15 protein-coding genes are annotated in these 12,411 nt (G+C 70.0%); 4 read left to right on the forward strand and 11 right to left on the reverse strand.

The features are described from left to right. Positions 1-12: 12 nt before the first annotated feature. The 5 genes from rpmF to rsmD all read right to left on the reverse strand — a co-directional run bounded on the left by rpmF (position 13) and on the right by rsmD (position 2,464). Positions 13-186, reverse strand: coding sequence for a 50S ribosomal protein L32 (rpmF, locus tag Adu01nite_RS01535; protein ID WP_203724382.1), 174 nt, complete (start codon positions 184-186; stop codon positions 13-15). Between the two features lie 5 nt (positions 187-191). Then, positions 192-755, reverse strand: a complete 564-nt coding sequence (locus Adu01nite_RS01540) for a YceD family protein (RefSeq protein WP_203724383.1) — start codon at positions 753-755, stop codon at positions 192-194. Positions 756-832: 77 nt separating this feature from the next. Then, positions 833-1,330, reverse strand: a complete 498-nt coding sequence (locus tag Adu01nite_RS01545; RefSeq protein ID WP_203724384.1) for an SPFH domain-containing protein — start codon at positions 1,328-1,330, stop codon at positions 833-835. Positions 1,331-1,424: 94 nt separating this feature from the next. Continuing rightward, positions 1,425-1,904 carry a pantetheine-phosphate adenylyltransferase gene (gene coaD, locus Adu01nite_RS01550; RefSeq protein ID WP_203724385.1) on the reverse strand — a complete coding sequence of 160 codons (480 nt, stop codon included), beginning with the start codon at positions 1,902-1,904 and terminating at the stop codon, positions 1,425-1,427. Beyond that, on the reverse strand, positions 1,901-2,464 hold the full coding sequence (gene rsmD / locus Adu01nite_RS01555; protein ID WP_203724386.1) for a 16S rRNA (guanine(966)-N(2))-methyltransferase RsmD: 564 nt from the start codon (positions 2,462-2,464) through the stop codon (positions 1,901-1,903). Before rsmD ends, coaD begins: the two co-directional genes overlap by 4 nt. Positions 2,465-2,802: 338 nt before the next feature. Between rsmD and Adu01nite_RS01560 the strand changes: the two genes are divergently transcribed. Then, a complete protein-coding gene (locus Adu01nite_RS01560; RefSeq protein ID WP_203724387.1) occupies positions 2,803-3,822 on the forward strand; it encodes a cell wall anchor protein in 1,020 nt (339 codons plus the stop codon). 157 nt (positions 3,823-3,979) lie between these two features. Here Adu01nite_RS01560 and Adu01nite_RS01565 read toward each other — a convergent pair whose 3' ends face one another. From Adu01nite_RS01565 to Adu01nite_RS01575, 3 genes are read right to left on the reverse strand one after another with little or no spacing between them, the layout of a single operon-like run. After that, on the reverse strand, positions 3,980-4,324 hold the full coding sequence (locus Adu01nite_RS01565) for a DUF952 domain-containing protein (protein ID WP_203724388.1): 345 nt from the start codon (positions 4,322-4,324) through the stop codon (positions 3,980-3,982). Further along, the gene (gene recG, locus Adu01nite_RS01570) at positions 4,321-6,546 is read right to left on the reverse strand and encodes an ATP-dependent DNA helicase RecG (RefSeq protein WP_203724389.1); all 2,226 of its coding nucleotides are present in this window, start codon (positions 6,544-6,546) and stop codon (positions 4,321-4,323) included. Before recG ends, Adu01nite_RS01565 begins: the two co-directional genes overlap by 4 nt. Beyond that, positions 6,543-8,312, reverse strand: a complete 1,770-nt coding sequence (locus Adu01nite_RS01575; protein WP_203724390.1) for a DAK2 domain-containing protein — start codon at positions 8,310-8,312, stop codon at positions 6,543-6,545. Before Adu01nite_RS01575 ends, recG begins: the two co-directional genes overlap by 4 nt. A gap of 166 nt (positions 8,313-8,478) precedes the next feature. Between Adu01nite_RS01575 and rpmB the strand changes: the two genes are divergently transcribed. Next, the gene (gene rpmB / locus Adu01nite_RS01580) at positions 8,479-8,670 is read left to right on the forward strand and encodes a 50S ribosomal protein L28 (protein ID WP_026207002.1); all 192 of its coding nucleotides are present in this window, start codon (positions 8,479-8,481) and stop codon (positions 8,668-8,670) included. Between the two features lie 63 nt (positions 8,671-8,733). Here the strand turns inward: rpmB and Adu01nite_RS01585 are convergent, their stop codons facing one another. Both Adu01nite_RS01585 and Adu01nite_RS01590 read right to left on the reverse strand, forming a co-directional pair. Continuing rightward, complete coding sequence (locus Adu01nite_RS01585) at positions 8,734-9,192, reverse strand: GNAT family N-acetyltransferase (protein ID WP_203724391.1); 459 nt, start codon at positions 9,190-9,192, stop codon at positions 8,734-8,736. A 65-nt stretch (positions 9,193-9,257) separates the two neighbouring features. Then, positions 9,258-10,196, reverse strand: coding sequence for a thiamine-phosphate kinase (locus Adu01nite_RS01590; protein ID WP_203724392.1), 939 nt, complete (start codon positions 10,194-10,196; stop codon positions 9,258-9,260). A 100-nt stretch (positions 10,197-10,296) separates the two neighbouring features. Between Adu01nite_RS01590 and Adu01nite_RS01595 the strand changes: the two genes are divergently transcribed. Together Adu01nite_RS01595 and Adu01nite_RS01600 are read left to right on the forward strand one after the other, a co-directional pair. Beyond that, positions 10,297-10,530 (forward strand): Lrp/AsnC ligand binding domain-containing protein, encoded by a 234-nt coding sequence (locus Adu01nite_RS01595; RefSeq protein WP_203724393.1) that lies wholly within the window; start codon positions 10,297-10,299, stop codon positions 10,528-10,530. Between the two features lie 20 nt (positions 10,531-10,550). After that, the gene (locus tag Adu01nite_RS01600) at positions 10,551-11,192 is read left to right on the forward strand and encodes a DUF3515 family protein (protein WP_203724394.1); all 642 of its coding nucleotides are present in this window, start codon (positions 10,551-10,553) and stop codon (positions 11,190-11,192) included. Positions 11,193-11,221: 29 nt separating this feature from the next. Here Adu01nite_RS01600 and Adu01nite_RS01605 read toward each other — a convergent pair whose 3' ends face one another. Continuing rightward, entirely contained in the window at positions 11,222-12,316 is a 1,095-nt protein-coding gene (locus Adu01nite_RS01605) for a D-alanine--D-alanine ligase family protein (protein ID WP_203724395.1), read from the reverse strand. Between the last annotated feature and the right edge of the window lie 95 nt (positions 12,317-12,411).

Genomic DNA, 12,411 nt, shown 5'->3' on the forward strand with positions numbered 1-12,411 from the left:
CTCCTCGTGGTCTCAGACCTCGAGGACCTGGCGGCCGTTGTAGGTGCCGCAGACCGAGCAAGCGGTGTGCGGCAGCTTCGGCGACTTGCACTGGGGGCAGGCCACGGTCGCAACCGCGGTCGCCTTCCAGTTCGCCCGGCGGGACCGGGTGTTGCTGCGCGACATCTTGCGCTTCGGGACGGCCACGGTTCCTACTCCTCAGATCCTTGAAGGTTGCGCAAAGCGGCCCAGCGGGAATCGACTTCCTCGTGGCTGTGATCAGCCGGAAGGTCGTCGAAATGCACCCCGCACTCGGGGCACAAGCCTGGGCAGTCCGGCCGGCAGAGCGGGGTGTTCGGCAGTGCGAGCACCACCGCGTCCCGGACCGCCGGCTCCAGGTCGATCAGGTCGCCCTGCATCCGGCCGACCTCGTCCTCGTCGGTCGTCTCCTCGGTAGTGCTGTCCTCGTAGGCGAACAGCTCCGCGATCGAGACGTCGAAGGACTGGTTGATCTCGTTGAGGCAGCGGCCGCACTCGCCCGAGAGCGAGCCACGGACGCTGCCACTGATGTAGACCCCCTCGGAGACCGACGTGAGCACGAGATCGAGCTCGACGTCCGACCCCTCGAGGACCGAGATCATCTCCAGGCTGAGGTCCGCCGGTGCCGGGATCACCCGTTCGAGGGCACGCGTCGCACCAGGCTGCCGCGGAAGCTTGGTCGTATCGACGACAAGCGGCTGCCTGGGATTCAGGTGACTCTTTGGTGACTTTGGCATGGTGTTGAGATCCTCAGCCGAAGGTAGGCCGACGGAAAAGAATACCTGGGCTGCTGGTGCAGCGTCGAATCGGGTGTTCAGAACGGGAGGGGACGTTCACTGTCCTCGCCCTGGAAAGTCCCGATCTCGCGTAGCGCATGCATCTTATCTCGGCCGCGCTCTATCGACGCGAGCGCCCGAGTCAGGAACTGCTCGAAGTTGGCCAGCGCGGTGTCGACGTAGTCGTCGACCTCCTCACGCAGGCGCTGGGCCTCACCGCGGGCCTCGGCGATGATCCGGGCGCCCTCGTGCTCGGCGGAGACGGTGATCTCGTTGACCGAGACGAGCCGAGCGTGTTCCGTCTCACCCTCGCTGATGATCCGGTCGGCCTCGCGGCGGCCGGCCTCGATGATCCGGTCGCGCTCGTCGAGCACGGCGGCGGCCTTGCGGATCTCGGACGGCAGGCCCGACCGGAGCGCGTCGAGAAGATCGATCATCTCGGCCCGGTCGTACATGAAGTTCGGCCGCGACATCGGGACGGATCGCGCATCCTGGACGCGTTCGATGATCTCGTCGATGCTGTCGAGCGGATCCACCGGTCTCTCACTCCCGTCATCTAGCACCCACGGAGCGTGGTGCGATCACGTTACTGCGCGACCGTCGCAGCCGTTTCCGGCGCGCCGGGAGCGGTCAGTTCTGCTTGAGACGCGCGACCAGCCGCTCGCCGACGAAGTCCGGGACGTACGCCGACGCGTCGCCACCCCACTTGACCACGTCTTTGACAAGACTGGAAGACAGGAAGGAGTAAAGCGGATTCGTCGGCATGAACAGCGTCTCCACGCCGGACAGGCCGATGTTCATCTGCGCCATCTGCAACTCGTAATCGAAGTCGCTGACCGCCCGCAGACCCTTGATCACCACGGCCGCACCCTGGGACTTGCAGAAGTCCACCAGGAGGCCGTGGAACGACGCGACCCGCACGTTCTCGTACTCCGCGGTTGCCTCGCGGAGCATCTCGATGCGCTCCTCGATGGCGAACAGGCCGGTCTTCGACTGGTTGATCAGAACGCCGATGATCACTTCGTCGAACAGCCGGCTGGCCCGCCCGACGATGTCGAGGTGACCGTTGGTGACCGGGTCGAAGGAGCCGGGACACACCGCTCGTCTCATGATCGGCGACCGTACCAAAGAGTAGTCTCGCCGTAACGCCTACTGCGGTCGGCAGTGACGCCTTCCACCCAATTCATCGGGCCACCCCGGCGGGGCCGCTCGATCGCGATCACGGCGTCCTTGGTGAGCCAGTCGTTCGCCACCAGATCCTGTTGCAACTCGAGGATCTCGTCGGCGGTCACCGCGTACGGCGGGTCGGCGAAGATGACGTCGAACGGGCCACCCTCGGGCGGGCTGTCGAGAACCTGGGCCACCTTGCCGGTGACGAGCCGGGCCGCGGAACCGACCTTCAGCGTCGCGATGTTGTCGCGAATCGTGCGGGCGGCGCGAGCGTCCGATTCGACCAGAAGCGTGTAGGAAGCTCCCCGGGACAGAGCCTCCAGACCGGCGGCGCCCGAACCGGCATAAAGATCCACGAATCGCGCCCCCTCCAGGTCGATCATCGACTCGAGGGCGCTGAACAACGCTTCACGAACACGGTCCGAAGTGGGCCGGGTGCCGGCACCGGCCGGAGCGGCGAGCCGGCGGCCACCGTGCACACCGGCAATGATCCTGGTCATGCGGCCCCTCCGGGGTCGTTGGGTAGCACCGCTCGACGCTACTGCACCACTCACACAGGGCAATCGGCGTGTGAACAAATCCCCAGACGACGGACACGCTCAGCAGCGGAGAAACGTCGCTCGGTAGATGGAAGATCACGGATCAGTATCAACAGGCTTAACGTCCGCTGAGGCGTTTCGTAGATAGACGTAAGTAGCTATCGTCATCCCCCGTTGCACGGTAGTTACGGCACCGTGTCGACGACGACGTGGGGAGGCGTCGTCGGCGGCCTCGCCTCCGTCCTGGCGTCGGCCCTTCGCTTCCTCGCCGCCCCCTGATCCCCAACACAGGAGTAGGCGTGAACCTGCTTAAATCCAAGCTTCGGCGCTCCGCGACGGTCATCGGCGGAGCGTTCCTGGGTCTCGCCGGCGTCGCGGCCTTCGCCGCGCCCGCGCTGGCCTGCGAAACCGAAATCACTCCCATCAGCAAGTGCGCGAACGCCGACGGCTCCTGGGTCGTCGAGTGGCAGGTCAAGAACAGCGAGTGGGACATCGCCGGCAAGATCACTGAGGTCAAGCTGCAGCCGTCCTCGTCGACGCTGACCGGCATCGAGGTCGGTTCCTTCCTGCCGAAGGAGAAGGACGGCGTCCTGACCGGCACCCAGAAGCTGCCGGCCGACGCCGAGAGCGCCCGCATCGCACTCCAGGGCACCTGGGAGTGGAACGGCGGCGGCTACGTGAGCTGGAGCGACAACTCGGTCCGCAAGCCGCACAACCTGTGCAAGCCGGAGGGGCCGACCACGCCGCCCACCGGGCCGACCACGAACCCGCCGACCAAGCCGACCACCAACCCGACGACCGGGCCGACGACTCCGCCGACCACGGCGACGACGACCGGTCCGACCACGCCGCCCACGACGGCGCCGACCACCACGCCGTCGGTCACCGCCACGCCGTCGGGTGGCTCCGAGACGCCGAGCCCGGCGAAGGAGCCGCAGTTCATCTACGACAACACCTGTGACACGTTCACGGTGGGCCTCGAGGTGCCGAAGGACTGGCCCGAGTCGATCACGGTGACCTTCAAGCCGTCCACGGGCGACTCGAAGACCATCACGGTCAAGCCCGGCGCGACCGGCACGGTCGAGTTCCCGGCGTCCGAGGGGCTGACCGTCACGGCCACCCCGAAGGGCTACGAGGACGAGGCCGCGAGCATCGCGTACGAGACCCCGGCGGACTGTGACTCCAACGGTGGCGGTGGCGGCCTGCCCGTCACCGGTGCCGCCGCGGGTGGCATCGCCGGTGGCGCCGCGGCCCTGCTGGCCGTCGGTGGTGGCCTGTTCTTCATGGCCCGTCGCCGCAAGGTGAAGTTCACCGCCTGACGCTGCAGCTGACCGAGAAGGGCGCGCTGATCCTGGATCAGCGCGCCCTTTCTGTTGCTGACGGCCGGCGCGGACGTTTGCTTTGCTGACGGCCGGTCGACTGTCTTTGCTAGAGGCCGGTCGACTGTCGTTGCTAGAGGCCGGTCGACTGTCTTTGCTAGAGGCCGGTCGGCCTCGAAAACGTGCCGTCCGCGTCCGGGTGGTACTCGGTCACCGCCACCACCGCGTCGAGCGGCAGCGCGGCGTAGATGTGCGGGAAGAGATTGCCGTCGGGGTGCGGCGGGTCGCCCTCCTCCCAGGTCACCTCGACCGGCAGGCGGGACTCGTCGATGTGCAGCAGGAGCAGGTCGGGCCGGCCGCGGAAGAGCGCCGTCGCCGGCCCGCTCACCTGCTCGGCCGTGGAGCAGTGGATATAGCCCTGGGTGGCGAGCGTGTCGCCCTCGTAGACGCCCTTGGTGAGTGCGTCCTCCCAGGTGGCCCGGGGGCAGATGTGCAGGATCATCCCTTCTCCAAATACTCGGCGCGTTCTTCGTCGACCAGCGCCGCCACCGAGGCGGCGAGCGCCGGATATTTCGTCAGATCGGGGTCGTCGCCGATCAGTTCGGTGGCCTCGGCTCGCGCCTCGGTGATCAGCTTGCTGTCCTGTAGCAGCGACAGCAGGCGCAGGTGCGAGTGCCGGCCGGACTGCGACGCACCCAGCACGTCACCCTCGCGGCGCTGCTCCAGGTCGATCTCGGAGAGGCGGAAACCGTCCGTCGTGGAGGCCACCGCGTCCAGTCGTTCCCGGGCGGCCGTTCCCTCCACCGACTCGGTGACCAGCAGGCAGATGCCGGGGGCCGAGCCCCGGCCCACCCGGCCGCGCAGCTGGTGCAGCTGAGAGACGCCGAACCGGTCGGCGTCCATGATGATCATCACGGTGGAGTTGGGCACGTCCACCCCGACCTCGATCACCGTCGTCGCGACCAGCACGTCCACGTCGCCCTTCGCGAAGGAGCGCATCACCGCGTCCTTCTCGTCGGCCGGCAGCTTGCCGTGCAGCACCGCGATCCGCAGGCCCCGCAGCGGGCCCTCGGCCAGCAGCGGCGCGACCTCGGTGACCGCCAGCGGCGGGCGGCGGGTCGGTTCGTTGTCGCCGGGCGGCTCCTCCTCCCCTTCCTCGCTCTCGGCGGCACCGATCCGGGGACAGACGATGTACGCCTGGTGGCCGGCCTTCACCTCCTCGCGCACCCGCTGCCAGGCCCGGTCGAGGAAGGCCGGGCGCTCCGGCGGGACCACGTGCGACGCGATCGGCGACCGGCCCTTGGGCAGCTGCGACAGGGTGGACGTCTCCAGGTCGCCGTAGACGGTCATCGCGACCGTGCGCGGGATCGGCGTCGCCGTCATCACCAGCACGTGCGGCGGGACGGCCGCCTTGGCCCGCAACGCGTCCCGCTGCTCCACCCCGAACCGGTGCTGCTCGTCGACCACCACCAGGCCCAGATCGTGGAAGTCGACCCCCTCGTACAGCAAGGCGTGCGTGCCCACCACGATGCCGGCCGTGCCGTCCTTGACCTTGGCCAGCGCGGCCCGCCGGGCCGCCGCGCCGAGCGAACCGGTGACCAGGGTGAGCTGGGTGCCGCCCGGGTCGCCGTCGATCTCACCGGCCCGGCCGAGCGCGCCGAGCTGCTCGCCGATGCCCCGGAAATGCTGGGTGGCCAGCACCTCGGTCGGCGCGAGCAGGGCCGACTGGCCGCCCGAGTCGACCACCTGGAGCATGGCGCGCACCGACACCAGGGTCTTGCCCGAGCCGACCTCGCCCTGCAACAGGCGGTGCATCGGGTGCGGCTTCGCCATGTCGGCCGCGATCTCCTCGCCGACCGACTGCTGGCCCTCGGTCAACTCGTACGGCAGGCCGGCGTCGAACTTCGCCAGGATGCCGCCCTCGATCCGCGGCCGCGCGTGGCCCGGCGTGCCGGCCGCACGGGCCCGGCGCTGCGCCAGCGTGAGCTGGACGGCGAAGGCCTCGTCCCACTTCAGCCGGTATTTCGCGGAATACAGCGCCTCCTTCGAGGACGGGCGGTGGATCTCGCGCAGGGCGGTGCCGATGCCGACCAGGTGGCGGTTGGCCCGGACCGTGCCGGGCAGCGGATCGTCCGGCGGCCGGAACGTGTCCAGAACCGTGCGCACACACTTGGCGATCACCCAGGTCGGCACCGCCTGCGCGGCCGGGTAGACCGGGATCAGCGCGCCCGCGAACTCCTCGATCTCCTCGGCCGCCTCGTCCTGGGTCGCGTCGGCGCTCAGCAACTGGTAGGCCGGGCCGTTCAGCTGGCGCTTCCCCCGGAAGTCGGTGATCTTGCCGGCGAACAGGCCCCACCGGCCGCGCCGCAGCTCCCGCTCGCGCCACGCCTGGTTGAAGAACGTGCAGGTCAGCGTCGCACCCGAACCGTCGCCGATGGTGATCTCCAGCATGTTGCCCTTGCGGGCCCGCATCGGCTTCACGCTCATCGACTGCACCTGGGCGAGCAGCGTGACCTGCTCGCCGATCTGCAGGTCACGCATGTCGGTGTGCTCGCCGCGCTCGTCGTAGCGGCGCGGGAAGTGATAGATCAGGTCGCCGGCGGTCTCCAGCTCCAGGTGGGTGGCGAGCGCCTTCGCGGTCTTCTCCCCCAGCACCGCGCGCAGCGGGGTCACCGTCGTCGTGGGCGGCGTCGGGGTGGTCGGGGTGGTGATCGGCTCGCTCATTCCACTCCTACTAGAAGGTGGTAGCGGGGCTGCCCGCCGGCGTAACACTGCAGTTCGGCGAACGGCCATGCCTGCGTGACGTGGTCGCGCAGGGTGGCCTCCAGGGCGATCGGGGCGTCCGCGCCGAGGACCAGGGTGGCCAGCTCGCCGCCACCGCCGAGCATCCGGTCGAGCAGGCGGCGGCTCACCTCGGCCAGGTCGGCGCCGATCACGTGCACCTCGCCGTCGACCAGACCGAGCAGGTCGCCGGCCCGGCACGGGCCGGCCACCGTGAGCGAGTCGCGCTGGGCGGTGCAGACCTCGCCGTAACGGCAGGCGCCGGCCGCCTCGGCCATCGCGATGACGTCGTCGCTGAACGGGCGCCCGGTGTCCCGCACCGCGAGCGCCGCGAGGGCCTGCACCGGCGAGCGGGTCGGCACCACGCTGACCCGCACGCCCGAACCCTCGGCCTCGCGAGCGGCCGCGATCGCCACGGCGTGGGTGTTGGCGTCGTTGGGCAGCAGCACCACGCACCCGGCCCGGGTGGCCGCGATCGCCCCGATCATCTCCCGGATCGACGGGTTGCGGTCGACGACGGTGGCACCCTCGGCCTCGAACAGCGCGGTCAGCCCGTCGCCGGCCGCGACCACCACGGCTCCGCGCCGCCGCGGTATCGGACGCTCCGCGGCGGCCAGGCCGTGGGTGCGGCCGGGCGTCAGCGGGGTGACCGTGATCCGGTGCGGGCGGCCGGCGGCCACGCCCGCTTCCAGGGCCGGGCCGATCCGCTCGGCCGGCACGTGCACGTGGACATTCCAGATGCCGTCGCCGGAGCCGACCACGACCAGCGAGTCACCCATCGCGTCGAGCTCCCGCCGCAGCGCGCCGACGGCGGCATCGGGCGCGTCCAGAAGGTATTGCACTTCATACTCATCGGGCGCGACTCCGTCACCCGGTGCCTGTGCCGGTGCGGCGTCGGGCGCCGGCGCGGCCTCGGTCGCCAGCGCTGCCTCGGTCGCCAGCGCTGCCACCGCGCGGCCGTCGTCGACGGCTTCGGTATGCCACGCCGCGCTCACGCCGGCCATGCCGTCATCACCCGCGCCGGGCGTTCCGGCCGCGCAAGCTCCGTCCGCGTCCGCGTCCGCGGCGGCGCCGTCGGTCGGCGTCAGCGCGGCGACCAGGGCGTCCAGCAGGAGGCACAGGCCGCGGCCGCCCGCATCGACCACGCCCGCGCGGGCCAGGACCGGGAGTTGCTGCGGGGTGCGGGCCAGGGCTTCGGAAGCCGCCGCGGCGGCGGCGCGGGCCACCGCGACCAGGTCGTCGGACTTGATCCGGCCCGCGCCCTCGGCCGCGGCCGCCACCACGGACAGGACGGTGCCCTCGACCGGGCGGGCCACCGCCGCGTAGGCCGCCTCGGACGCCGAGCGCAGCGCCCGGGCCAGCTCGCCGCCGCGGACCGCGACCGACGTGGCCAGGCTCTCGGCCATGCCGCGCAGGATCTGCGAGACGATCACGCCGGAGTTGCCCCGGGCGCCGAGCAGCGCACCCCGGGCCATCCGGCGCAGGGCACCGCTCGGCTCCCGCTCGGTGGCCGAGGTCGCGGGCATCTCGCCGGCGCCCTCGAGCTCCAGCTGGGCCGAGGTGAGGGTGAGAACCAGGTTGGTGCCGGTGTCACCGTCGGGCACCGGGTAGACGTTCAGCTCATCGATCTCGTGCTGGTGTGCGCGCAGCGCTTCCAGCCCACCACCGCACCAGCGGCGTACCGCAGCGGCGTCCAGGGTCTCCAGCACGCGAAAATCGTACTAACGCCCCCTGACAATCTCCGGGGGCCGCACCCTGAGCGGGGGCGATTCGCTGTCCGGGGGGACCATCGGGTAACCTTGCCGGGTTGCCCGGGCGATGTGCTGTGTGTCGCTAGGGCCCTTCGTTCGCTTTTAATGACTTCAGGAGTACCCCGTGGCTAGCGTGTGCGACGTCTGTGGCAAGGGACCGGGCTTCGGCCACAACGTGTCCCACTCGCACCGGCGGACCAACCGCCGCTGGAACCCGAACATCCAGTCGGTGCGCACCCCCGCCGGTGGCGGCACGACCAAGAAGTTGAAGGTCTGCACCTCGTGCATCAAGGCCGGCAAGGTCGTCCGCGCCTGATTCGGGCATAAGACACATCAGCCGCCGGGCCAAAAACCCGGCGGCTATTTGTGTGCCTTCAGGTCAAAGCATTTTGGCGTACGAGAGTACGCCCTCCTCGCCCTGGTAGTAGCCGAAGTCCTCGATGCGGACGTAGCCGGCCGACTCGTACAGGGCGATCGCCTCGGGCTGCCGGTCCCCGGTCTCCAAGATCAGCCGGGCGCACCCGGCCTGACGGGCCGACTCCTCGATCGTGGCGAGCATGCGACGGCCCAGGCCACGCCCGCGACCGGCCCGCGCGGTGAACATCCGCTTCAGCTCGGCGTCGGCGCCGTGCCGCCGCCAGCCGGCGCAGCCGATCAGCCTCTCCCCGTCGTCGGCGACGAAGAACACCCCGTTCGGCGGCCTGAAGTCGTCGTCGCCGATCGGGGTGTCGTCACCGCTGCCGCCGTACCGCTCGGAAAGCTCGTCCAGGACGTCGACGAGCAGGGCGCGGACCACCGGCTCACCGAAGTCCGCCGTCCTGATCTTGATCTCTTGCACGATCCGACTTTAGTGAGCCAATTTCAGGTCGGCGGAGTGGCGGGTCCCGCGGAGTGAGGGTGGCCTCAGCGGAAGTGGTCCCAGCCCGGCGCGCCCGACCACGGCTTGCGGTCGACCGTGACACCGGCGCCGTCGAACACCCGGCCGATCTCCTGCCAGCCCTCCGGCAGCGGCACCCCGGCCGGGAACGTCGCCGCCAGGGCGTGGTCCTCGCCGCCGGCGAGCAGCCACTGGAACGGGTCGAGGCCGAGCGCCGTGGCCGCGTCCCGCATCTGGCCGGGCACGGTGAACGCGTCGGTGCGCACGTCGATGGCGACCAGGCTGGCCGCGGCGATGTGCCCGACGTCCTGCAGCAGGCCGTCCGAGATGTCGATCATCGAGGTGGCGCCGTGCTGCGCAGCCAGCGGTCCCGCCGCGTACGGCACCTCGGGTCGCCGGTATGCCTCGACCAGCGCCTTCGGCGTACGGAATCCCCGGGAAAGGATCGTGTAACCGGCCGCGGCGTGACCCGTACGCCCCGCAAGGGCAAGAATGTCGCCCGGCTGAGCCCCGCCGCGCACCACCGGAGGCCGACCGCCCAGATCGCCCAGCGCCGTGACCGCGATGGTCAGGGTCGGGCTCGACGACATGTCGCCGCCCACCACGCTCGCCCCGACCAGGGCGGCCTCGGCCGACAGGCCGGACGCCAGGTCCTCCGCCCACTCGGCGGCGAGGTCGGCGGGTGCGCAGAACGCCACCAGCAACGCGGTCGGCTCGGCACCCATCGCGGCGATGTCGGCCAGGTTGGCGGCGGCGGCCCGATGCCCGATGTCGAGGGCCGTGCACCAGTCGCGGCGGAAGTGCCGGCCCTCCACCAGCACGTCGGTGGAGGCCACCACCCGGCGGTCGGGCGCGGCCACTACCGCACCGTCGTCACCGGGGCCGAGCAGCACCTTCGGACCGTTTTCGAGCCGCGCGACGACCCGGGCGATGAGCCCGAACTCGCCGATGTCGGCAATGCTCACTGTGTGCAGCCTTTCCGTACCGGTGGCAAGCCGCAGCCGTATGGATTCTTACGGTAGTTTCACGTTCGAGTTACGGCTGGCGGTGGATAGGGAGCGGATCGTGGTCCAGGCATACATCCTGATCCAAACAGAGGTCGGAAAGGCCCATGACGTGGCCGCCGAGATAGGCAAAATCCCCGGGGTCATCCGGGTGGACGCGGTCACCGGACCGTATGACGTGGTCGTGCTGGCCGAAGCGCACACCGTGGACGACCTCGGTGGGCTGATTGTGAGCAAAGTCCAGAACGTCTTGGGCATCATGCGGACCCTGACCTGCTCCGTGGTAAACCTCTGAGCCGTGATAAACCTCTGAGCATGGTCGACGTAGAGACACCGCCGGAGCGGAAGACGCCGGACACGACGACGCGGGGTGCCGCCATCTGGGCCACCGCGATCGCCGTTCCGGTGACCCTGCTCGTGGGTGTCTTCGTTTTCTGGAAGATGGCGCCGCACGAGAACGCGGACGCCCAGGCCCACCCGTCGGCGACCGTGCCGGCGGTCATTCCGACCACCGCGGTGCGGATGGCCGCGCCCAGTTTGGACGCTTCCACCAAGCAGGTCTGCCTGGCGGTGACCTCGCAGCTGCCGACGGCGGTGCGTGATCTGCCGGGCCGCAAGGTGAGCGCCGGCCCCGAGCAGAACGCCGCCTACGGCGAACCCCCGATCACCGTGGCCTGCGGGATCACCCAGCCCACCATGTGCGAGCGGGTGGACGGCGGGCATGACGGCTGCGTGCCGCTGGACGCCACCATGTACAAGATGAACGGCGTCTGCTGGTGGGGCGAGGACGGCCCGGCCGCCGACGTGTTCACCACGATGGACCGTGAGGTCGCGGTGCAGGTGACCGTGCCGGGCAGCTATCAGCAGACGGCACAGTGGGCGAACGAGTTCTCCGACGCCGTGGTCAAGACGATCAGGTCGACGACGAAGGGCGTGCCCTCCGGCTGCAGTCAGTGAAGGCCCCGCTTTTAGTGAAGGCCCCGCTTTTAGTGAAGGCCGGTCCCGCGACGAAGCGCGGTGCGGATCAGGCGGTCCACGACCTTCGGGTATTCCAGCCCGGTCGCGGCCCACATCAGCGGGAACATCGAGGTCGGCGTCATGCCCGGCATCGTGTTGATCTCGTTGAGGTAGATCTGGTGGTCGGCGGTGACGAAGAAGTCGACCCGGGCCAGGCCGGCGCAGTCGAGGGCGGTGAAGGTGCGCCGCGCGTACTCCTGGACCTGCCGGGTTACCTCATCGGGCAGATCGGCCGGGATGTCGTAGCGGCTGCCCTCGAGGTATTTGGTCTCGAAGTCGTACCAGTCGTTGTCGCCGACGTGGATCTCGGCGAGCAGTGACGACTCGGGGGCGCCACCGGCCTCGCCCTCCAGCACCCCGCACTCGATCTCGCGGCCCACGATCGCGGCCTCGACCAGCACCTTCGGGTCGATCTGCCGGGCGGTGGCGATAGCCGTATCGAGGTCGGCCCAGTCGGTCACCTTGGTGATGCCGTGCGACGAGCCGGCCCGCGACGGCTTCACGAAGACCGGCAGGCCCAGGCGCTCCTTGTCGGCCTCGGACAGCTCGGCACCGGCCCGGAGCACCGCGTACGGCCCGACCGGGATGCCCTCGACGATCGCCAGCTTCTTGGTGAATTCCTTGTCCATGGCGGCGGCCGAGGCGAAGACGTTGGCCCCGACGTACGGGATGCCGGCCATCTCGAGCATGCCCTGGATGGTGCCGTCCTCGCCGAAGGCGCCGTGCAGCACCGGGAAGACCACATCGACGCCGGCCAGCGAGGAGACGCCGTCGACCGGGTCACGCACGATCAGCTCGGTCGCGGTCGGGTCGGCGGCGAGGACCACCGCGCTGCCGCTGGCCGTGGTGATCTCGGGCAGCCGCCGGTCAGTGATCGCCAGGTTGGCCGGATCGTCGCCGGCCAGCACCCAGGCGCCGTCCCGGGTGATGCCGACCGGAACCACCTCGAACTGGTCCGGGTCGAGCGCGCGGAGGATGCTCCCGGCGCTCACGCACGAGATCGCGTGCTCGGTGCTTCGGCCACCGAAAACGATCGCGACGCGGGTCTTCCGGGGAGTCGTCACTTTTCTTCGCGCCTCTCGCTAGCGGGCATGCCGGGGGTGACCCTACTCTGCGTAAGCCACTCACGGGATCACCCGGCCGCCGCCACGGGACGAGG

Origin of the sequence: Paractinoplanes durhamensis (genome assembly GCF_016862175.1) — a bacterium.
GTDB lineage: Bacteria > Actinomycetota > Actinomycetes > Mycobacteriales > Micromonosporaceae > Actinoplanes > Actinoplanes durhamensis.

Coding starts and splice junctions, on each gene's coding strand:
- Adu01nite_RS01565 (WP_203724388.1), bottom strand. CDS start 4,324: ATGATCCTGCACATCTGCCCCCGGGCCACCTGGGAGGACGCACTCACC.
- rsmD (WP_203724386.1), bottom strand. CDS start 2,464: ATGACCAGGATCATTGCCGGTGTGCACGGTGGCCGCCGGCTCGCCGCT.
- recG (WP_203724389.1), bottom strand. CDS start 6,546: ATGAGCGAGCCGATCACCACCCCGACCACCCCGACGCCGCCCACGACG.
- Adu01nite_RS01600 (WP_203724394.1), top strand. CDS start 10,551: ATGGTCGACGTAGAGACACCGCCGGAGCGGAAGACGCCGGACACGACG.
- Adu01nite_RS01540 (WP_203724383.1), bottom strand. CDS start 755: ATGCCAAAGTCACCAAAGAGTCACCTGAATCCCAGGCAGCCGCTTGTC.
- coaD (WP_203724385.1), bottom strand. CDS start 1,904: ATGAGACGAGCGGTGTGTCCCGGCTCCTTCGACCCGGTCACCAACGGT.